This is a genomic window from Gottfriedia acidiceleris (genome assembly GCF_002128425.1).
GTDB classification, from domain to species: Bacteria; Bacillota; Bacilli; order Bacillales; family Bacillaceae_G; genus Gottfriedia; species Gottfriedia acidiceleris.
The window spans coordinates 1-21273 of record NZ_NESS01000008.1 but is presented as its reverse complement, the minus strand read 5'-3'; the positions used below and the strand labels follow the sequence as shown (position 1 = coordinate 21273).

General features: G+C 33.0%; 21 protein-coding genes. 3 read left to right on the top strand and 18 right to left on the bottom strand.

What is annotated here, in order from left to right; translation table 11 throughout:
* Positions 1-7: 7 nt before the first annotated feature.
* From B6K90_RS15390 to B6K90_RS15365, 6 genes are all read right to left on the bottom strand, one after another.
* Entirely contained in the window at positions 8-2203 is a 2196-nt protein-coding gene (locus B6K90_RS15390) for a RelA/SpoT family protein (RefSeq protein WP_088013653.1), read from the bottom strand.
* Positions 2204-2365: 162 nt separating this feature from the next.
* Complete coding sequence (locus B6K90_RS15385; protein ID WP_088013652.1) at positions 2366-2878, bottom strand: adenine phosphoribosyltransferase; 513 nt, start codon at positions 2876-2878, stop codon at positions 2366-2368.
* Positions 2878-5229 (bottom strand): single-stranded-DNA-specific exonuclease RecJ, encoded by a 2352-nt coding sequence (gene recJ, locus B6K90_RS15380; RefSeq protein WP_088013651.1) that lies wholly within the window; start codon positions 5227-5229, stop codon positions 2878-2880. The genes B6K90_RS15385 and recJ overlap by 1 nt, the downstream gene beginning before the upstream one ends.
* Positions 5230-5268: 39 nt before the next feature.
* Complete coding sequence (locus B6K90_RS15375; protein WP_088013650.1) at positions 5269-6180, bottom strand: cation diffusion facilitator family transporter; 912 nt, start codon at positions 6178-6180, stop codon at positions 5269-5271.
* A gap of 145 nt (positions 6181-6325) precedes the next feature.
* A complete protein-coding gene (gene secDF, locus B6K90_RS15370; RefSeq protein ID WP_088013649.1) occupies positions 6326-8563 on the bottom strand; it encodes a protein translocase subunit SecDF in 2238 nt (745 codons plus the stop codon).
* Positions 8564-8665: 102 nt separating this feature from the next.
* On the bottom strand, positions 8666-8944 hold the full coding sequence (locus B6K90_RS15365) for a post-transcriptional regulator (RefSeq protein WP_088013648.1): 279 nt from the start codon (positions 8942-8944) through the stop codon (positions 8666-8668).
* Positions 8945-9101: 157 nt separating this feature from the next.
* Between B6K90_RS15365 and spoVB the strand changes: the two genes are divergently transcribed.
* Positions 9102-10658, top strand: coding sequence for a stage V sporulation protein B (gene spoVB / locus B6K90_RS15360; RefSeq protein ID WP_088013647.1), 1557 nt, complete (start codon positions 9102-9104; stop codon positions 10656-10658).
* A 150-nt stretch (positions 10659-10808) separates the two neighbouring features.
* Here spoVB and B6K90_RS15355 read toward each other — a convergent pair whose 3' ends face one another.
* Positions 10809-11459, bottom strand: a complete 651-nt coding sequence (locus B6K90_RS15355; protein WP_088013646.1) for a DUF421 domain-containing protein — start codon at positions 11457-11459, stop codon at positions 10809-10811.
* Between the two features lie 222 nt (positions 11460-11681).
* Here B6K90_RS15355 and B6K90_RS15350 point away from each other — a divergent pair, with 222 nt between their 5' ends.
* Positions 11682-12065, top strand: a complete 384-nt coding sequence (locus tag B6K90_RS15350) for a TIGR04086 family membrane protein (protein WP_069035161.1) — start codon at positions 11682-11684, stop codon at positions 12063-12065.
* 129 nt (positions 12066-12194) lie between these two features.
* Here B6K90_RS15350 and yajC read toward each other — a convergent pair whose 3' ends face one another.
* The 6 genes from yajC to ruvA form a co-directional block, all read right to left on the bottom strand.
* Complete coding sequence (yajC, locus tag B6K90_RS15345; protein ID WP_088013645.1) at positions 12195-12479, bottom strand: preprotein translocase subunit YajC; 285 nt, start codon at positions 12477-12479, stop codon at positions 12195-12197.
* Positions 12480-12506: 27 nt separating this feature from the next.
* Entirely contained in the window at positions 12507-13646 is a 1140-nt protein-coding gene (tgt, locus tag B6K90_RS15340; protein WP_088013644.1) for a tRNA guanosine(34) transglycosylase Tgt, read from the bottom strand.
* A 20-nt stretch (positions 13647-13666) separates the two neighbouring features.
* Positions 13667-14695: a tRNA preQ1(34) S-adenosylmethionine ribosyltransferase-isomerase QueA gene (queA, locus tag B6K90_RS15335; RefSeq protein ID WP_088013643.1), complete on the bottom strand. Its 1029-nt coding sequence runs from the start codon at positions 14693-14695 to the stop codon at positions 13667-13669.
* A gap of 87 nt (positions 14696-14782) precedes the next feature.
* Entirely contained in the window at positions 14783-14980 is a 198-nt protein-coding gene (locus B6K90_RS15330; RefSeq protein ID WP_056472616.1) for a DUF2905 domain-containing protein, read from the bottom strand.
* The gene (gene ruvB / locus B6K90_RS15325; protein ID WP_088013642.1) at positions 14977-15978 is read right to left on the bottom strand and encodes a Holliday junction branch migration DNA helicase RuvB; all 1002 of its coding nucleotides are present in this window, start codon (positions 15976-15978) and stop codon (positions 14977-14979) included. The genes B6K90_RS15330 and ruvB overlap by 4 nt, the downstream gene beginning before the upstream one ends.
* Positions 15979-15983: 5 nt before the next feature.
* Positions 15984-16601, bottom strand: coding sequence for a Holliday junction branch migration protein RuvA (gene ruvA / locus B6K90_RS15320; RefSeq protein ID WP_088013641.1), 618 nt, complete (start codon positions 16599-16601; stop codon positions 15984-15986).
* A gap of 182 nt (positions 16602-16783) precedes the next feature.
* Between ruvA and B6K90_RS15315 the strand changes: the two genes are divergently transcribed.
* On the top strand, positions 16784-17356 hold the full coding sequence (locus B6K90_RS15315; RefSeq protein WP_088013800.1) for a GNAT family N-acetyltransferase: 573 nt from the start codon (positions 16784-16786) through the stop codon (positions 17354-17356).
* A 111-nt stretch (positions 17357-17467) separates the two neighbouring features.
* On the opposite strand, the gene B6K90_RS15310 is transcribed toward B6K90_RS15315, so the two are convergent.
* From B6K90_RS15310 to B6K90_RS23770, 5 genes are all read right to left on the bottom strand, one after another.
* Positions 17468-17977, bottom strand: a complete 510-nt coding sequence (locus B6K90_RS15310; protein ID WP_167555385.1) for a BofC C-terminal domain-containing protein — start codon at positions 17975-17977, stop codon at positions 17468-17470.
* A 400-nt stretch (positions 17978-18377) separates the two neighbouring features.
* On the bottom strand, positions 18378-18836 hold the full coding sequence (locus tag B6K90_RS15305) for a GNAT family N-acetyltransferase (protein ID WP_235821818.1): 459 nt from the start codon (positions 18834-18836) through the stop codon (positions 18378-18380).
* Positions 18837-18871: 35 nt separating this feature from the next.
* A complete protein-coding gene (locus B6K90_RS15300; protein ID WP_088013639.1) occupies positions 18872-19447 on the bottom strand; it encodes a TetR/AcrR family transcriptional regulator in 576 nt (191 codons plus the stop codon).
* Between the two features lie 326 nt (positions 19448-19773).
* Entirely contained in the window at positions 19774-20547 is a 774-nt protein-coding gene (locus B6K90_RS15295; RefSeq protein WP_088013638.1) for a YhcN/YlaJ family sporulation lipoprotein, read from the bottom strand.
* Between the two features lie 250 nt (positions 20548-20797).
* On the bottom strand, positions 20798-21273 hold a 476-nt coding region (locus tag B6K90_RS23770), incomplete at its 5' end, for a hypothetical protein (RefSeq protein ID WP_407920531.1).

The following is a 21273-nucleotide window of genomic DNA, read 5'->3' as shown; positions in this document are numbered from 1 at the left end:
CCTCCTATTAGTGAAAAATACGTCTCACAGAGTAAATGTCTGGAATTTGTTTAACCTTATCCACAACTTTTTGCAGGTGGTTTATATTACGAATAGACAAACTCATTGTAATAGTTGCCATTTTATTTCGGTCATTTTTTCCTGTTACTGAAGAAATATTTGTTTTTGTTTCATTTACAACTGAAAGAACTTCATTTAAAAGACCACGACGATCATAACCGAAGATTTCTATATCAACGTTATAATCACGCTCAAATGTAGGACTTTCCTCCCAATCAACTTCAATAAAACGATCTTCTTCACTATCATTTAACATGTTTACACAGTCGCTTCTATGAACTGATATTCCTCTGCCTTTTGTGATATAGCCAACAATATCATCACCAGGTACGGGATTACAGCATTTTGATAAACGGATTAATAAATTATCTACACCTTTTACTGAAATACCAGCATCTTTACGACGTGATGGAGCTTTTTTAAGGTCCGAAGAAAGTTCTTTTAATCGGTCTTCTAGCTCAATTTCAGTACGTTTACGGAATTTATCTGTTAAACGGTGAGCAATCTGTGTTGCAGTAATTCCATTGTATCCAACGGCTGCATACATATCTTCTGCATTAGAGAAATTAAATTTCTCTGCGACGCGTTTTAAATTTTCAGACGTTAAAACTTCTTTTAAATCACATTCTAAAGCTTTAATTTCTTTTTCAACTAATTCCTTGCCTTTTTCAACATTCTCTTCTCTTCTTTGCTTTTTAAAATATTGACGTATTTTATTTTTAGCATGTGAAGACTGAGCGACCTTCAACCAGTCTTGGCTAGGTCCGTATGAATGCTTCGATGTCATAATCTCAACGATATCACCGGTTTTAAGTTTATAATCAAGTGGTACCATTTTCCCATTTACTTTTGAGCCAATTGTTTTATTTCCAATTTCAGAGTGAATTCGGTAAGCAAAATCAATTGGAACAGATCCTAGTGGTAATTCAAATACATCACCTTTTGGAGTAAATACAAAAACCATATCAGAGAATAAGTCCATTTTTACTGATTCCATGAACTCTTCTGCATTTGTAGAATTATCTTGCCATTCGATAATTTCACGGAACCAACTTAATTTATTTTCTAACGTTTTTTGTGAAGGAAGATTTGCATTATCTTCTTTGTATACCCAGTGTGCTGCAACACCATATTCAGCAATTTGGTGCATTTCCTTTGTACGAATTTGTACTTCTAGTGGTTCACCTTTTGGACCGATTACAGTCGTATGAAGAGATTGATACAAATTTGCCTTAGGCATTGCAATATAATCTTTAAAACGACCAGGCATCGGTTTCCAGCATGTATGAATAACGCCTAAAACAGCGTAGCAATCTTTAATACTATTAACAATTACACGTACAGCTAATAAGTCATAGATCTCGTTAAATTGTTTATTCTGCTTAGCCATTTTATGATAAATGCTATAGATATGCTTAGGACGTCCAGAAATTTCTGTTTTAATTTCAACGTCTTCAAGTTGAGTTGAGATTTCGTTAATAACCTCTTCTAAATATTGCTCGCGCTCTGCTCTTTTTCGCTTCATTAAATTAACTATTCGATAGTATTGCTGTGGATTTAAATAGCGTAGCGCTGTATCTTCAAGCTCCCACTTTACTTTACTAATCCCTAGTCGATGAGCTAGCGGTGCAAATATTTCTAACGTTTCATTTGCAATTCGCATACGTTTTTCTTGAGGTAAGTGTTTTAACGTTCTCATATTGTGAAGGCGATCGGCTAATTTAATTAATATTACTCTCAAGTCCTGTGCCATCGCTACGAACATTTTGCGATGATTTTCAGCTTGCTGTTCTTCCTTCGATTTAAACTTGATTTTACCTAACTTTGTTACACCATCTACAAGCATAGATACTTCTTTGCCAAAATGGTTCTCTAAGTCCTCTTTAGATACTTCTGTATCCTCTACTACATCATGAAGAAAACCAGCACTAATGGTTGTAGCATCCATCTCTAAGCCTACAAGGATACCTGCTACTTGAACCGGGTGTATAATATATGGTTCTCCTGACTTACGAAATTGCTCACTATGTGCGTCACGAGCATATTCATAAGCACGTTTAATAAACGCCACATCATCTTCTTTTAAATAATGGGACGCTTGCTCTAAAACCTGTTCTGCTGTCAAAACTTGCTCAGTAGCCATCTAATCACCTTAAATCATTATTTCTTTTATTATCATGAAAATTTCGTTTTTTGTAAAGCAGGAGTCGTCAAATTTCAATTTTTTTTGCAAATCTTTGATAGAAAAAGAGCACTCTGATTCATCAGAGTACCCTGTCTAGATAACATTATAATATGTTAAAAATTAATATGTCATTAGTGTAAATATATCATAACCTTCTAATTTTTTGCGTCCTTCTAGGTAAGAAAGCTCAATTAAGAAAGCAATTCCAACTACGATTCCACCTAATTCTTCAACTAGTTTGATTGTAGCTTCAATCGTACCACCAGTAGCTAATAAATCATCAGTGATCAGTATACGTTGACCTGGTTTAATAGCATCTTTATGCATTGTTAACGTATTTGTACCGTATTCTAAATCATAATTGTAGCTAATTACTTCACGAGGTAATTTTCCTGGTTTACGAACAGGTGCAAAACCTATTTCTAAAGCGTAAGAAATTGGACAACCAACGATAAATCCACGAGCTTCTGGTCCAACTACTAAATCTACGTTTTTTTCTTTTGCATAAGCTACAATTTGATCTGTTGCTTCTTTATAAGCTTTTCCATCATTCATTAATGACGAAATATCTTTAAACTGAACGCCTTCTTTAGGCCAGTCCGGTACAATTGTAATATAATCTTTTAAATTCATTAAATAAGTGCCTCCCCATTTTCGGAAAAATGACTTTTCATATTTTGAAAAAATGTAGTTAATTCATCACATTTTGAGTACAGAAACAAACGTTCTAGTTCAATACTAGCTAATTTTTTTGCATACGTATTAGATAAAGAGAGATCTTTCTTCTCAGTTTGTGGCAACAAACGAATTTTTCCATCCTCTATTGTAACAAATTCTAAATCAAAAAACACCTTTGTCATAAAATCGACTTGTTCTTTTTTCCATCCCATCTTACGACATAATGCCACTTCATACATGTTCATGTCAAATGGATTGGTATTTGCTAAGATTGAATAGAATTTTTTAAAACTTTCTCTACTTGGAATTGGTGAGAAGAAATGTAATTCTTCTTGATTAAAAATTAAGTAGATCCGTTCTGATAAACCATTTCGAAAAACTTCTTTTAAATCATTTTCAGAACTTGGTAAATCAAGTAGAATCACATAATTATTTTGTATATTAACATCTAAGTCTAGTACATCTTCATATGCAACAAACTTTGAAATAGGATATTTTGTCTTTAAATTTTCATATTCATTTAAAGATTGATGTAAGAATATAAATTTTTCTTCGTTCATAGGTAAAGTTAACCGGTGTGGTTCTTGACCTCTTAAATCAAATAACTGCCAATGATTTACTTTAATATCATGAATCATTAATTGTGGTTTACGTTTACCATTCCATTCGTTAATAGAAGCCATTCCTAAGCAAGATACTTTTGACCCGCTTGCAATTTCATTTGCAACATGTCCAAATCCAAACCCTACAGCATCAAGGAATGTAATGTCATCTTTTAGTTGTACTTTAAGATGTGCACCTTCATTACCGATTTGTTTAATATTTAGAGCATCAACCTCGTTTATTTCTAAAACAGGTTTTGGATTATGCATCCCAAAAGGTGCCAGCATATTTAACTCATTAATAAATGAAATTGAAACTTCACTAGCCTGACATTTTAAATCGACTTCTTTTAACGGGATGAAGTCTTCATCTGTCATTATTTGATCAGCATATTCATTTAAACGATGTCTTAATAACTCGACATCTTCAATTGCCAATGTCATTCCAGCAGCAAGTGTATGACCTCCAAAATGAGGTAAAATATCTTTACATTTTGTTAAGTTTTCAAATAGCGAAAAACCTTCAATGCTTCTTGCTGAACCTTTTGCTATTCCCTTCTCACGATCAATACTTAGAACAATTACTGGTTTGTAAAAGCGATCAACTAATTTCGAAGCAACAATTCCAACTACTCCTGCATTCCAGCCTTCTTTTGCTACAATAATCACTTTGTTTGAACAAGATGAATCCAGCTCGTTAACTTGCTTAATTGCCTCTTCTGTCATACGTGATACTAATTCTTGTCGTTCCTTATTTAGAATTTCAATTTGTTCTGCTCTTTTTTTAGCAAGTGCTCTATCATTTTCTAAAACTAAATCTACTGCAGGCTTAGCATCACCAAGTCTACCAACTGCATTAATTCTAGGACCAATTGCAAATCCAATTGTTTCTTCAGTAATTGAATCTGTTGTAGTTCCACTAATTTCTAAAAGAGCTCTTAGTCCTTCTCGCTTAGTTTGCTTCAGTTGCCTTACACCTTTTTTTACGATTAAACGATTTTCATCAACTAAAGGTACTAAATCAGCAACCGTTCCAATTGAAACTAGTTCCAAATATTCCTCAGGCTCCCTACCTAATAATGCGGTAGCAAATTTAAACACAACTCCTACACCTGCTAATTCTTTAAAAGGATAGCTTGGACTTAGCTTTGGATGAAGAATAGCAATAGCGTTTGGTAGCACCTCTGGTGGTTCATGATGATCCGTAATAATTACATCAATACCTAGTTCATTTGCAAAGTTAACTTCCTCTGCTGCGGAAATACCTGTATCTACAGTAATGATTAATGAGTAACCTTGTTCATTCGCCCATTTAAAAGCATTCTTATTTGGGCCATACCCTTCAGTAAAACGATTTGGTATATAAAAATCTACTTTTGCTTCTAGTTCGATTAATGTTAAATACAATACTGAAGTACTGCTAACTCCATCTGCATCATAATCGCCAAAAATTAATATTTTTTCATTTTCTTCAATCGCTTGAAATACTCTGTCAATTGCAATATCCATACCCTCTAATAAAAACGGGTCATGAAAGTTCATTTGATCTTCATATAAGAACTTACTTGCTGTATCTACTGTATTAAATCCACGAGTAACAAGTAGCTTAGCTAATAGAGGGGAAATCTGTAATTCTTTACTTAATAATTGCTCTTCTTGGTGATTCGATAATTTCGGTTTCCAACGTGCTTTTGACTTTAACAATACTCTCACCCCTAACTGTACTATTATACTAAAGTAAACTTATTGGATGAAAGAGTTATTTTTATCATTATATGGATTAATATGGACAAAAACATTTTCCACATCATTGTGTTCCATCAACTTTGCTTTAACATTTTTTCCTATCTTATGCCCTTCTTCAACCGTTATATATGGGTCTACGGAGACCTTTATATCGATTATGACGTAATATCCGTGTTCTCTCGCATAAAGAGTATTTATTTCCTTAACTCCTTCTATATTTCTAACGATTTCTTTATATGGTTCAATATCTTCTTCATGAAGGACGTGATCCATTGTCGTATGTATTGATTCTGCTCCTATATCCCATGCCATCTTTAAAATCATAATTGCTACAATAAGACCAGCCGCTGGGTCAGCATATAAAAGTACTGGCATATTAAATTTAGTACCTAGAATCGCAATTCCAATACCAACCATAGCTGCAGCAGATGAGTATACATCAGAGCGATGTTCATATGCATTAGCGATGATTGCGTCACTATTTAATCTTTTCCCTAAAGCATATTTATAGCGAAACATCCATTCTTTTAAAAATATAGATATAAAAGCCGCTAATAAAGCGATTAATTCTGGTGGATGAACAGGCTTAAAAAATGCGGTTATAGAGGATTTAGTTATTTCAATTCCAACGATAAATAAAAGTACAGCAACAATAATTGCAGCGATAGATTCAGCTTTACCATGACCATAAGGGTGATCATCGTCTGGAGGCATTTTCGCAGCTCTTAAACCAAATAAAACCGCTATCGAACCGACCACATCTGACGCAGAATGTACTGCATCAGCCATTAACGCTTTACTATTTCCAATATATCCGATAATTGCTTTAACAATTGCTAGAAGTAAATTTCCATATATTCCAATATAAGCCCCTTTCTTGGCTTCTTTATAACGTTCTTCCTGTTCCATATACTTTACCTACTTCCCTTTTTCTAACTCTAAAAAAATTACACTAACCATTATTAACACATTATATTAGTATCTTCAATTCATAATGAGTTTAATACAAAAAAGAGTATAAGCATGTGCTTATACTCTTTTAACTCTTTAAAGTTTATTTAGCTTCTTCAACATCGATTACTTGGTTTTTATCAAGTTGGCGACCTTTAATAAATAACCAAATTTGTGAAGCGATAAAGATTGAAGAATACGTTCCAACGACTAAACCTATTAATAATGCAAGTGAGAAGTTAAGAATTGCATGACTTCCGAATAAAAGCAATGCAAGTACTGCTAATACGACAGTTAGAACTGTTTTAACAGATCGACCTAAAGTTTGACGAATTGATTCATTTACAACTTCTTTCAATTCTTCTCTAGTACGAATTTTCTTCTTAAGCTTCATATTTTCACGAACTCGGTCAAAAGTAACAATCGAGTCATTAATTGAATAACCAACAATCGTTAGAACCGCTGCGATGAAGGTTATATCTACTTCTAATCTAAAAATACTAAATACTACAACGATGAAAAATGCATCATGTAGTAGGGCAATTACTGAAGCAATTGCGTATGAGAATTGGAAACGTAATGATACGTAAAGAATAATACCTGCTGACGCGATAATTAATGCTTTAATGGCATTAGCTGCTAATTCTCTACCAACAACTGGATCAACAGTACTCACGTTTGGTTCTACCCCAAATTTAGTCGTAAAATCCTTTTTCAAATCATTAATCTGATCCTTTGTTAATACACCTTTAAATACGATTGAACCTGTTTTTGCATCATTTGTTGAAACGGTAATGCTCTCAGGCTTTAAACCCATTTTTGAAACTTCATCATTAACAACTTGTTTTGTAACTGCCGATTTAGATTCAAATGTTACACGTGTACCACTTGCAAAATCAATTCCTAAATTTAGTCGGAAAATTGAAAGTAAAATGACACCGACAACTAATGTAACAATTGAAAAATAAACAAATTTACGACCAATACTTACAAAATCGACCTTATCATATTTTGTAGGAGGATGTGATAAATTATGATTTAAACCAAGAATTTCACTTTGCTTAATACCAAACCAAGTTTTCTTGTTATTTAAGTATCGACTTTGAACTAATAATGAAAGTAATAAACGAGTTCCGAAAACTGCAGTTAAAAAGCTTACTAAAATACTTACAATTAAACTTGTTGCAAATCCTTTTACTGAGCTTGTTCCAAATATGAACAATACTACCGCAGCAAGTAAAGTTGTAATATTAGCATCAAAAATAGTTCCAAATGAACGCTGATTACCAGCACGATACGCTGATGCAACTGATTTTCCTAGTTTAAGCTCGTCCTTCAATCTTTCAAAAGTAATAATGTTGTTATCAACCGCAATACCTACTCCGAGTATTAATGCAGCAATACCTGGAAGTGTTAATACTGCATTCATGCCGTCAAATACAAGTAATGTTACGTATGTATAAGCCATTAACATAATGCTTGCGATTAAACCTGGTAAGCGATAGAAATAAAGCATAAATAAGAAAATAACTGATACACCAATAATTCCAGCAAAGATAGTTTCATGCAGAGCATCTGTACCAAACTTTGCACCGATTGATGTTGAATACATTTCTTCAAGGTGCACTGGAAGAGCCCCTGCATTTAATAAGTCTGAAAGTTCTTTTGCACTTTCAACTGTAAATGTAGAACCAACAATAGAAAGTGAATCGTCGGTAAATACTTGATTTACACTTGCTGCAGATAAGAATTTAGGCTTTGCTTTTGCAGATTCCTTTTTGAAAGAGTCTTCTCCTTCTTTAAAATCTAACCAAATAACCATCATATTATTTGGAGCACCCATTTTTAAAACTTTACTTGTAACATCCTTAACCTTAGAAGCATCCTTAAATGTGATTGATACACTAGGTTTACCCATTTGGTCAAATGTTTGCTTTGAAGCGCCTTCTTTTAAATCCGCTCCAGTCATTAGAACCTTATCATTTACGTCACGAATTGTTAAATTCGCTTCAGTAGAAAGAATATCACGTGCTTTAGCTTGATCTTTTATACCAGCCAATTGTACACGTATACGATCTTTTCCTTCGATTTGAATGTTTGGTTCACTTACCCCTAATACGTTTACACGTTTTTCAAGAGCTTTTGCTGTACTTACTAAAACATTTTTGTTAATTTTGTCGCCTTTCTTAATCGGCTTAACTTTGTAAAGCACCTCAAAGCCACCCTGTAAATCCAGACCAAGCTTTATATTTTTCGCGGTACCAAAGACAGTTGTTCCGATAACTGCTGCTAAAACAGCAATAATTAAGAAGAAAGCAACAATTCTGTTACGCTTCACCATGTTGTGAATTTCCTCCTCTAACTAGTTCAAGTTCTAGTACGAAAATGGTATGTTTTCATTCTTATATTATACAAATGCAATTTTTTTATTGTCAATTAATGGTTAAACTGACTCCCCAAACTGCCAAGTAGGTGATTTAAATGCCTCGATTCGAATATAATTCATATAATCGTTTACAGTTAATGAGAGTATGTCTTCTACGAGTTGAAAAAGCTTTGGTTCATCCTCTTTCTTTCGCCATAAGGTTTTTTCGAGGCATTCCCATAAGTCATCCTCACTGACAGTATCGAATCCAAGCATTCTAAATTCATCTAGTTTACTTTCAATTACTACCTGTAGCTTAGGCTTAAATTCTGCAGCTTGTTGATGAAATGTCGACATACTCTTCCCCCCTAATTTTCTGTATTTTTAGAAAAATGATTTTAGACCTTTACATTTCATTTCCTAGATGTTGAACTAACTTGTCATGCTTGCCTACATTTCTTGCATATATATAATTGTAAATCATTCTAGGCTGTTTGAGAAGGTGGTAAAAGTAATGACAAAGCAAACGTTTTTAAGAGGAACGTTTTTTTTACTTATTGCAGGGCTTATTACAAGAATATTAGGATTTTTTAATCGAATTGTAGTAGCAAGAATAATGGGTGAAGAAGGCGTAGGATTATTTATGATGGCTGTTCCTACACTATTTTTGGTTATGACACTGACACAACTCGGCTTACCAATTGCCATCTCAAAATTAATTGCTGAAGCTGTTGCTCAAAATAGACAAGATCGGATAAAAAAGATTTTAGCTGTCTCAATGTCAATTACTGGCGTTTTAAGTATTATTTTTACAACAGCAATGATCTTTTTATCCCCTTTTATTGCTAAAAACTTATTAACGGACGCAAGGACTATGTACCCACTAATTGCAATCGCTCCAGTTGTTCCGATTATTGCTATCTCATCAGTTTTACGTGGATATTTTCAAGGTGTACAGAATATGCGACCTTCTTCCTTTTCTCAAGTTATTGAACAAGTTGTTCGTATTGTACTAGTTGCTGTATGTACTAAAACTTTTTTACCATATGGAGTTGAATTTGCCGCTAGTGGAGCCATTATCTCTTCTGTTTTAGGAGAATTAGCTTCTTTAATTTATATGCTTTATGTTTTTAAGAAAGAAAAAAATGCAAAGTTCATTTCTGGATTTAAGAACAATATTAAAGATGGAAGAAAAACGCTTAGCGACTTATTAAGCATTGCACTTCCAACAACTGGAAGTCGTTTAATTGGTTCAATATCAATGTTTTTAGAACCAATAGTTGTCTCACAAAGTTTAGCAATTGCAGGGGTAACCGCAGCTGTTGCAACTAAACAATATGGATTACTTGCAGGTTACGCTTTACCACTATTACTTTTACCAGCGTTTATTACTTATGCATTATCTACTTCACTTGTACCAGCGATTAGTGAAGCAATGGCCAAAAAAGATCGTGTAACTGTCGAAAGAAGATTGCAGCAAGCTCTACGCTACTCAATGATTGCGGGTGGTTGGTCTGTAGTTATTTTATACGTTTTTGCCTCACCGATATTAACGCTAATGTACAAAAGTGACCAAGCTACGAATTTTATATTACTATTAGCACCTTGCTTTATTTTTTACTATTTCCAAGGTCCTCTACAAGCTGTATTGCAAGCACTTAATCTTGCTAATTCAGCCATGATCAATAGCTTTGTCGGCTCAGTCGTAAAAATCGCTAGTATTTTATTACTAGCAACAAATCCAAAGTTTGGTATTAACGGTGTTGCCTTAGCTATGAATATTAGTATTGTAACAATAACAGTTCTACACTATTTCACTGTATTAAAGGCCATCAATTTTTCAATTTACGTTAAGGATTATGTTTATTGTCTAATCATTTTAGGTATTTGTATTTATGTTGGAAAATTCATCAAGGAATATGTAGTTTTTTCATCCTCTTTATTAGTACAAACCTTAGCAAGTATTTCTGTTGTCACATTAATGTATATCTTATTAATTCTATTATTTAACCTAGTTAAGAAAGACGAAATTATCCGAATCCCATTCTTTAAAAAGCTAATTACGAGATAATTACTTAAACCTTAACAAAACCACAAAGAATTTAATGTACTTTGTGGTTTATTTTTATTTTCTTTGATTAATTTTTATCCAGGTTATTTTGCCTAATATGTATATGTTAGATGAAATCCACATAAGGATACTGTTATCTCTTGATCTTCATTAAACGTCTTTCTTATCAAAAAATATTTCTCCGCCTCGTAAACTACAATAAGATACTTGTTTAAAACCATCATAACCATGTTCTTTCAACTGCTCTAGTAACCATTCTTTATCTTTATGATACTGATTTAAATTATCTTCTTGTACGACACCATCTAATATTAATGGAAATGTGAGTGAACTATAATTTATATCACCGTTTATTTCCTTTTTAAATATTGATAATTTTCCTGTAGGCTCTAGTATTGCATAATCGACATCTCGTACATCTCCAATATCTTTCTCTCTTAGTTGGAGTAATAGGTCGTCAAATGTGTATCTCTGTTTTTTCATCTCTTTCTCTAAAACTTTACCTTTGCTAATGATTAATACAGGATGTCCATCTAATATTTTTCTGAACATAACACTTTTTAAGGAGATTAGAGAAAAAATTATTTGGATAACCACAATTAAAAACATTGGATAAATCACTTTTATTATCGGTTCATTGTGGGTTTCAATTCCGATGGCTGCTATTTCAGTTAACAATATATATACTACTAAATCTAATAAACTTAACTCTCCAATTTCTCTCTTTCCCATTAACCGAAAGAAAAATGCAATAATTAAATAGATCGAAATGGTACGAATCGTCATAGAACCTAATTCCATTTTACTTACCCTCACATCCAAAACTTGTTGATATCAAAAACATGATATTAAGTTAGCGCTTAATACCTGTAAATATGAGCCCAAATACAACTAATTTCCCCTAAAGAAAATAATAGTAGAATTTTGTTCATAATTTTACTATTTGTAATTGCCCTATAAGTATTCTAAAAATTCATCTCATGAATATGCTTGTATTAAAAGAGTGTACAAGGGGGAATATGAATGAAAAAAACAGCTGTAGCTGTCTCTTTTGGCTTTTTAACTATTCTATTATTAGTATTGTCAATTAGTTTGATTTTATCATTATTACTTAAACTAACTTCTCTTACAGAAGCAAGTGTCACGACAACAACTCTTATCCTATCATTTATCGTTATGTTAATTGGTGGTTTTGTTACGGGAGCAAAAGGAAAAGAAAAAGGGTGGATTCTTGGATTATTAACGAGTGGAGCGTATTCCATTTTTGTATTTTTTGTACAGTTTCTTGGTTATGATCGAACTTTTTCACAAGAACAAATAATGTATCATGGTATTTTCTTAGGCGTTTGTATGTTAGGCTCAATTTTTGGAGTGAATGCTGCAAGTAATAAATCTTATAATAAATAAAATTCGTCTATTGACGAGTTTTTTAGGCGAAGTAGAACTGGCATCGACTTCGGACATCATTTTGATTTCTTAGAATATAAATAAAACGCTAGTCACCAAATTGGAACTAGCGTTTCTTTACGATTACAATTAATTACCTTTAGCTTGTGTTCTTGTTTCACGAATTGCGTTTTTTTCAAATACCATACGTGATCCGTCAGCAGTTTTTAATGTAATTGTATTATTCTCTTCGTTAACCGCATCAACTAATCCGTGTAATCCACCGATTGTTACAACCGTATCGCCTTTACTAATTCCAGCTTGCATAGCAGCTGTTTGTTTTTGACGCTTTTGTTGTGGACGGATTAGTAAGAAGTAGAAAATTACGAACATTAATATTAGTGGTAAAATTCCACCTAAAGATCCTAAGTTCATTCATATCTTCCTTTCAATATGTAAATTTTAGAAGTTCCTAGCGTTCGGCTTATTAAAACCGTATTGTTCAAAAAATTCTTCTCGGAAATCACCTAAACGGTCTTCGCGGATTGCTTGGCGAACTTGTTCCATTAATTGTAACAGAAAATGTAAGTTATGGTAAGTAGTCAAACGCATTCCAAACGTTTCTTCGCATCGGATTAAATGACGGATATATGCTCTTGTATAGTTTTTACATGCATAACAATCACAATTAGGATCAAGTGGAGTATAGTCCTCTGCATATTTTGCATTCTTAATAACTAATCGACCTTCACTAGTCATACATGTACCATTTCGAGCGATACGCGTTGGAAGTACGCAGTCAAACATATCTACTCCTCGAATAGCCCCATCAATTAATGAATCTGGAGAACCTACGCCCATTAAATATCTAGGTTTATTTGTCGGTAATAAAGGTGTCGTAAACTCTAATACTCGATTCATTACATCCTTAGGTTCACCAACAGATAATCCACCAATCGCATAACCTGGGAAATCTAAAGAAACTAAGTCTCTTGCAGATTGTTTACGAAGTTCTTCATATTCTCCACCTTGTACAATTCCAAATAAACCTTGGTCTTCTGGTCTTTGGTGAGAATTTAGACAACGCTCAGCCCATCTACTTGTTCTTTCAACTGAACGCTTCATATAGTCATACTCAGCAGGATATGGGGGACATTCATCAAATGCCATCATAATATCTGAGCCAAGCGCATTTTGAATTTCCATTGCTTTTTCTGGAGAAAGGAATAATTTGTCACCATTTAGATGATTTCTGAAATGTACACCCTCTTCTTCAATTTTACGGAATTGGCTTAAGCTAAATACTTGGAATCCTCCTGAATCTGTTAAAATTGCACGATCCCAATTCATAAATTTATGTAAGCCACCAGCTTTTTTAATAATCTCATGACCAGGTCTTAACCATAAATGGTAAGTATTGCTTAAAATTATACCTGCTCCCATTGCTTTTAAATCTTCAGGAGCCATTGTTTTAACAGTGGCTAAAGTTCCAACAGGCATAAATGCTGGAGTTTCAAATGAACCATGTGGAGTATGGACAATTCCTAATCTCGCACCTGTTTGCTTACAAGTTTTAATATGTTCATAACGAATTGCTGTCATTTTTCGATTCCTTTCAATTCTTAAAGTATTAACATTGCATCGCCAAAGCTAAAAAAGCGATATTTTTGATCTACTGCTTCTTTATAAGCAGATAAAACTGGTTCTCTTCCAGCTAAAGCACTAATCAGCATAATTAGAGTTGATTTTGGTAAATGGAAGTTCGTTATCATCCCGTCAATTCCCATAAATTTATATCCTGGGAAAATGAAGATGGACGTCCAACCACTAGATCCTTCAAACTTACCATTGTTAGCTGTAGCAATCGTTTCAACTGTACGAGTAGAAGTTGTCCCAACAGTAATGATTCTACCACCGTTTGCTTTTGTTTCATTTAACAGTTTAGCCGTTTCATCTGACATATAGTAGTATTCCGAATGCATATCATGTTCTTCAATCGATTCTACACTTACTGGTCTAAATGTACCTAAACCTACATGCAAAGTAATAAATGCTAACTTTACACCTTTTTCTTGAACTTTAGCTAAAAGTTCTTTTGTAAAATGTAAACCTGCTGTAGGCGCAGCCGCTGAACCAATTTCTTTTGCAAATACAGTCTGATAACGATCTTTATCCTCTAATTTTTCTTTTATATATGGAGGTAATGGCATTTCACCTAGTTGATCTAAAATCTCATAAAAAATCCCATCGTATTGGAATTTTAATTTTCTTCCACCTTGATCACTAGAACCAACACATTCTGCCTTTAATCTGCCATCTCCAAATAGAATGATTGTACCTTCTTTTACTCTTTTAGCAGGCTTGACTAATGTTTCCCATACATCCTGCTCTTCTTGTTGAAGTAATAATACTTCAATTTGAGCACCTGTATCTTCTTTCACACCAAATAATCTAGCAGGCATAACTTTTGTTTCATTTAAAACTAAACAATCGCCTTCTTGTAAATAATCTAACACATCAGGAAACTGTTTATGCTCTACATTTCCAGACTCTTTATGTAATACCATTAGTCTCGATGCTTCTCGGTCCAACAAAGGAGTCTGAGCAATCAATTCCTCAGGTAAATCAAAATCAAATAAATTTACATCCATTTCTATACACCTCATAAATTTCAGGAGTAAAGAAAAAGGGAGGTTATCCACAATTCCCTTCTCCAAACTCTATTTATTCCTACTCACTTATTTTCTCCCAAATAGTGAAAAAATAAGTGAAAGTAAAATACTTATGATAATACATGTTACAATCGGAAAGTAAAACGATACATTTCCTTTTTTAATAAAAATATCGCCTGGAAGTTTCCCAACAAAACGAATAAACAAACCAACAACTAATAATATAATTCCAAGTGTAATTAAAATTTTTGACAAATCAATCATTTCTCTGGCACCTGCAAACCGAAATGTTTGTATGTTAAATCAGTAACAATTCGTCCCCTTGGAGTCCGCTGAAGAAATCCAATTTGCAGTAAATAGGGCTCATATACATCTTCAATCGTTTGAGATTCTTCTCCGATCGAAGCTGCAATCGTATCAACTCCAACAGGGCCTCCTCGAAATCGTTCAATAATAGCTAGTAACAATTTATGATCAATATGGTCTAGACCTGCTTCATCTACTTGCATTTGAATTAAAGAGTCTTTTGCAATCGTAAAAGTAATGATTCCACTACCTTGAACTTGAGCAAAATCTCTAACTCTTCGTAATAAACGGTTTGCAATTCGAGGTGTACCTCGCGACCTTCTAGCTACCTCTAAAGCAGCATCGTTTTCAATTTCCATTCCAAATAACTCCGCTGTTCTTTTAACGATCAATGCGAGCTGTTCAACTGTATAAAATTCTAAACGATTTAATACACCAAAACGATCTCTAAGTGGTGAAGATAGCAGTCCTGCTCTAGTTGTTGCACCTATTAATGTAAATGGTGGCAAATCAATTCTTACCGACCTAGCAGTTGCATCCTTTCCAATTACGATATCAAAGAAAAAGTCTTCCATTGCTGGATAGAGTACTTCTTCTACTGTACGAGGCAATCGGTGAATTTCATCGATAAATAATACATCGCCTGGTTGAAGTGAAGTCAAAATAGCCGCTAAATCTCCTGGACGCTCAATCGCTGGTCCTGAAGTCGTTTTGAATCCAACACCTAGTTCATTCGCAATAATCGCTGCTAAAGTAGTTTTACCTAATCCAGGAGGACCATATAATAGAACATGATCTAAAGACTCATTTCGCATTTTTGCAGCTTCAATAAAGACTTGCAAATTCTTTTTAACTTTATCTTGCCCGATATATTCCCTTAATGATTGAGGCCTTAGTGAAAGTTCTTGATCAAATTCTTCGCCACTACTTTCACTTGATAAAATTCGGTCATCCATTTATATCACCTCTTAGCTTGCAATAGTAATTGAAGTGCTTTTTTAATATATTCATCAGTTGAAAGTGTCTCATTCTTTAATAAAGGTACAATCTTTTTAACTTCTTTTTCTGCATAGCCTAATGCTTTTAAAGCTTCAATTGCATCATCTAATGAAGATGCTGCACTTTCCTTCTCTTCAATAGCATCCATGTCAGTAAATAAATCGACTTGAACAGCTCCAAAGACTTTTTCAAGTTTTCCTTTTAAATCAAGGATCATTTGTCTTGCTGTCTTTTTACCAACACCAGGAAATTTTGTTAAAAATACCTCGTCCTCTTCTTCGATCGCATGAACTATTTGATTTGGTTCTCCAGTCGCAACAATTGCCAAGGCACCTTTTGGACCGATCCCTGACACACTTAACAATTTTTGAAATAAAGTACGTTCATCTAATGTTTTAAAACCATATAACATCATAACATCTTCTCTTACATAAAGATGAGTATAAACTTTTAAGATTTCATTTGAAGGTCTAAAAACATATGGATTAGGTGTAAATAATTGATAGCCCATTCCATTATGATCAATTACTATATATTCTGGTCCAACCCATTCTATCTTTCCAATTATGTATTCGTACATGGTTTTCTCCCCTTTTTACATGTATTCCATTGTACCATAGATAGAAGAAGGAAAAAAATAGACGGCTGTCGAAAATAAAAATTTTATACATATAATTTATCTTAAAAATTTATATAAAAATGTATAAACATTTTAAAACTCGATACTTAAGAAATTCTATAGGGAGGCCATTCGATTTGAACATGTTTCCAATTCTAACTACAGAGCGACTTTATTTAAGAGAAATTAAAGTCACTGATCTTAATCGAATGTTTAATATTTTATCAAGGGAAGATGTCACGAAATATTATGGACTAGATGCGCTAAAAAATAGTAGTGAAGTATTGGACGTAATTCATTATTTTAGAGAAATGTATGAAACGCGCCAAGGCATCCGTTGGGCGATGATTAATAATGTAACAAACAAACTAATCGGAACATGTGGATTTAATGCCTACCAAGAACGAAACAAAAGGGCTGAAGTTGGCTATGAGTTACACCCCGACTATTGGAGAAAAGGCTTTGCCACAGAAGCTTTAAAAGCATTATTATCATATGGATTTGATATTCTTCAATTAAATCGAATTGGAGCGATCGTTTATCCAGAAAATGTACCTTCCCAAAAACTTCTTGAAAAAATAGGATTTACGAATGAGGGTCTACTACGCGAGTATTTAATACAAGGTAGTACAGCGCATGATACATATGTTTATTCAATTTTGCGAAGTGAATGGAAAAGAATTGAGCAAAAAGGAAGTTCGAGACATAGAAAATGACTTAAACGATAGAAATACTGAAAAACCACAAGGAAATTACCTTGTGGCTTCTTTATTTACATAACATTTAGACACAGCCGATTACGATTGACCATAGTCGAATCCCAAAATTTAATTTACGATTCTTTCATACTCTTTTAAGTAATGTAATAGATATTCGTAATGATTTTTAGTCGAAATTTTAATCCCTTTTTCAAGCTGATTTTGTTTATTTACTTCTAATTTATTTGTATCTATTTGAAAAAAAGATTCAATAATATTATTACCACTTGGCACTCCAATATATAAATTCAACACACCATTTGAATTTATTCCTAAGTAACCTTTCGACTTCAAAGTAGGTGAAAGATCATTGATTTTTTTCAATAGTACGATTTGATCATCATTCTCTTCTATGACTTTCCAACCCTTAAATTCTTTCTTTACTTGACCTAGCTTTTTATGTTGATTAATATAAATTTCTTCAATCACTTCACCGTTTATATAAACTTTATGTAAAATGATCGTAATCCCCTTAATGTTAGAACTATGATGAACATCATTATGAGCTGCCAATGTTTCAGTTTGTGCCGGTATAAACAAAGCTAGGAAACAAACAAATAATAAAATGAACTTTTTCACAAACATCCACTCCTTTAGACAAAATCATACAAGCTTTTTTAGTTTGACCATTCTATTTATCTTTATCCAAAATGTTCATATTTTTAACTTGAGATGACCATTAAGCTTTTAAACAAAAAAACCTAAAGAGTTGTCTTTAGGTAAGGGGGATGGAATGAACATAGCTGGATTCACTAACAAATAATGTTAATGAAACCTCAATATAATTTTAGCATTTAACTATTTAAAGATTTGATAATTATTATGAACACTTTTTGAAAAAACTTAATTCTTAAAACACCAAATACTGTTTTCGTAACGTTAATATTTAATTAACTTCCCAAATGGAGAGGTCTGAACCTCATCACTCAGCTTTTTCATCTTTCTACTAAAAAAGAACCTTTTATTTGTAATTATATCTTTAATTATCAGGTGTATTTTCAAATAGAGAAATAAAAAAATTAGGAGCGACTTCAATTTTCTGATGAAATTTAAATCCAGAAGTTTTATATAAATTAATGGCTGGTAAATTATCTGATCCTGTTGAAACAATTACCTTTTTCTTTTTGGCAATTTCATTTAAAAAATAATTAACTAATTTTCTAGCTATGCCCCGCTTAAAGCAACTAGGATGTACTACCAATCTACATATTTGATATTCAGTATCGTTTTCTGAATATGCCAAAAATCCCTTTAAATCATTCTTAATCATATAACCGATAAAGATTTCTTTGGAATTTCTAATACTTTCGACATTGTCCTGTAATTGAGGTATCCCTTCGAAATTGATTAACTTTGCTTCAACCTTATATGCAAGTAACTGTACATTTAAAATTAAATTTGCCATTTTTTTATCTTTATTATCTAATTTAAAAATCAAAATTTTCTCCTCCTATAATCCATTGCCCCTTATTCCTATCCTTTTGATAAACCATTTAGGATATAAAAGTTAAATAACTCAGTAATTTTTTTAGGACTTAATGCTTCGTGCTCTTTCTCCCAATCAATTTTTAGTGTTGTATAAAGTCGAAACATTACCAAAGCAGTTATTTCAGGATCGCATTCAACGATTTCTTTCTTTGCTATTGCTTCTTCAATTTTTTTCTGTATGTATAAAATGATTGATTGATTCAATCGTTTTAATGCGTCATGTACAATAGTCGTTCCAATTTCTTTTTGTTCTTGAAGTAACTTTATTGTTAATTCATGTTCATTATGAAAGGCTATAAAAACTTCTATTCCTTTATGAGCTTTTTCGATGAATGAATCTTCATCACGAATGGATTGTTCTGCTAAAAATTTCATTTCAGTAATTAAATTATTTATGATTTCATCAAACAATTCTTCTTTATTTTTGAAGAAAGTATAGATTGTTCCCTTTCCCACATTTGCCTGTTTTGCGATTTGACTCATTGTAGTTGCTTTATAGCCAAAAATGGTAAATGACTTTGTGGCAGCTTGTAAAATATTTTGCTTTTTCAAAAAACTCACCTCAAGTTCTCTAATTAACCAATTGACCACTTCAAACTTTTGGTCAATATAAAAATCACTTTACCATATTGTTTAACCCTCATCAAACGAATTGTTTAACTATTCTAAGAACTAAAAGGAACTTATTTTTCACAATCAAATTAAAGAGTTGAAAGGGAAAAAAATGATTGGAGCTTTTAAATTGTTCTAAATGTTATTGAAAGCGAGCACCCTGTAGTGGAAATCAATATCACACAACTTACTTATCAGTGATAAATTCTTTCTCAACTGCATGAAAAAAGGAAGAAGCAAGGGCTTCTTCCTTTTTAGTGTAAAAAATTGATGTTTTATCGGTTAGGATTAGTTACATCCTTAACATCATTTTTTACATTACGATACATATGTTTAACATTTTCTTTTGTATCGTATAATACATTTTTAGTGGCTTTTGGAACGTTATTTAAACCGTTATTTAAATTATTTCTAATTGTTCCATCGAATGTTACATAAACTTTTTTACCACTAGTGTATGGTGATAAAGCGTCTTTGATTTTTGATCGAAATGCGCTTTCATCAACATTTTCATTTACCAAATCTACTGCAACGAGAACCTGATCACCAACAGCAACCGTGTTTGCGTCGGCTACATTAGACATTTGTTCTACTCGTTTAGAAATTTGGTCCGCAAACTTTCGTTCACCTGCATTCATATTAGTGTTTGTACTAATATTTGTATACGGTACAAGAGGAGCTGTGTTTAAATCGTTAGTATAACGAACTTGATCCATCGTGTAGTTTCTATTCGTATAATTGACATTTCTTCCATATGTTCCGTCATGGATTACGCCATCATTAGAATACTCACTACTTAAACCTTCATTTATGCGATCATTTCCGTAATGATTATTTTTCTTTGTGAAAAAATCTTTATTATTTGGATAGTTTACGTTTTCATAACGATAATTAACAGCATAAGGGTTTGTCGGTCTATTGAAATCTACTTTTTCATAACCAACATTTCTTTTGTGGTCATTCATAGCATTATTATTTGTTCCACAAGCAGATAATGTTAAAGCTGTTAGCACCGTACCTGTAGCAACGATAAGACCTTTTTTATTCAATATAAAACCCTCCCTTTAATTACAGCTAATTGTAATACTCATGTTGTATTACAAAGTTAGGTTGACCTTTTTAGGTGGATTTTAAATTGTTAATTGATGGTTTGAAACTCATTTTAAGTCAAAAAGTGGTCTCTAAAGGCTTTTACATGAGGAATTAATTTCTTCTCCAATTAATTCCTGTATTAAAATAGAAAAAATAAAAAAAGACGATTAAAAATTAATCGCCTTTTGCCTTTTCAAATTATATTCGTTATTGTTCATCTTCCTCAAAATATGGCACTCCGTATGAAGACTGATTTTGTGCATAAGGAGTAAATAATTGCGAATTTGGATCAAAATAAGGTTCAGATGCATCACGATACATTGGAGTATTCGGTCCAGTAGCATAAGGTGAAACAACTGGTCCGCCTTGGAACTTTGGATAGTCCATAGCTGGCATTGTTTGTGGGAAGTTTTCATTTGGTCCCATATACGCTGGTAATGTTTGTGGGAAGTTTGCGTTTGGTCCCATATATGCTGGCATTGTTTGTGGGAAGTTTGCGTTTGGTCCCATATATGCTGGCATTGTTGCTGGGAAGTTTTCATTTGGTCCCATATATGCTGGCATTGTTGCTGGGAAGTTTGCGTTTGGTCCCATATATGCTGGTAGTGTTGCTGGGAAGTTTTCATTTGGTCCCATATATGCTGGCATTGTTGCTGGGAAGTTTTCATTTGGTCCCATATATG

Excerpts from the sequence above, each read along its gene's own strand:
- B6K90_RS15390 (WP_088013653.1), bottom strand. The coding sequence starts at position 2,203 with ATGGCTACTGAGCAAGTTTTGACAGCAGAACAGGTTTTAGAGCAAGCG.
- B6K90_RS15385 (WP_088013652.1), bottom strand. The coding sequence starts at position 2,878 with ATGAATTTAAAAGATTATATTACAATTGTACCGGACTGGCCTAAAGAA.
- B6K90_RS15375 (WP_088013650.1), bottom strand. The coding sequence starts at position 6,180 with ATGGAACAGGAAGAACGTTATAAAGAAGCCAAGAAAGGGGCTTATATT.
- secDF (WP_088013649.1), bottom strand. The coding sequence starts at position 8,563 with ATGGTGAAGCGTAACAGAATTGTTGCTTTCTTCTTAATTATTGCTGTT.
- B6K90_RS15365 (WP_088013648.1), bottom strand. The coding sequence starts at position 8,944 with ATGTCGACATTTCATCAACAAGCTGCAGAATTTAAGCCTAAGCTACAG.
- spoVB (WP_088013647.1), top strand. The coding sequence starts at position 9,102 with ATGACAAAGCAAACGTTTTTAAGAGGAACGTTTTTTTTACTTATTGCA.
- B6K90_RS15355 (WP_088013646.1), bottom strand. The coding sequence starts at position 11,459 with ATGGAATTAGGTTCTATGACGATTCGTACCATTTCGATCTATTTAATT.
- B6K90_RS15350 (WP_069035161.1), top strand. The coding sequence starts at position 11,682 with ATGAAAAAAACAGCTGTAGCTGTCTCTTTTGGCTTTTTAACTATTCTA.
- yajC (WP_088013645.1), bottom strand. The coding sequence starts at position 12,479 with ATGAACTTAGGATCTTTAGGTGGAATTTTACCACTAATATTAATGTTC.
- tgt (WP_088013644.1), bottom strand. The coding sequence starts at position 13,646 with ATGACAGCAATTCGTTATGAACATATTAAAACTTGTAAGCAAACAGGT.
- queA (WP_088013643.1), bottom strand. The coding sequence starts at position 14,695 with ATGGATGTAAATTTATTTGATTTTGATTTACCTGAGGAATTGATTGCT.
- B6K90_RS15330 (WP_056472616.1), bottom strand. The coding sequence starts at position 14,980 with ATGATTGATTTGTCAAAAATTTTAATTACACTTGGAATTATATTATTA.
- ruvB (WP_088013642.1), bottom strand. The coding sequence starts at position 15,978 with ATGGATGACCGAATTTTATCAAGTGAAAGTAGTGGCGAAGAATTTGAT.
- ruvA (WP_088013641.1), bottom strand. The coding sequence starts at position 16,601 with ATGTACGAATACATAATTGGAAAGATAGAATGGGTTGGACCAGAATAT.
- B6K90_RS15315 (WP_088013800.1), top strand. The coding sequence starts at position 16,784 with ATGTTTCCAATTCTAACTACAGAGCGACTTTATTTAAGAGAAATTAAA.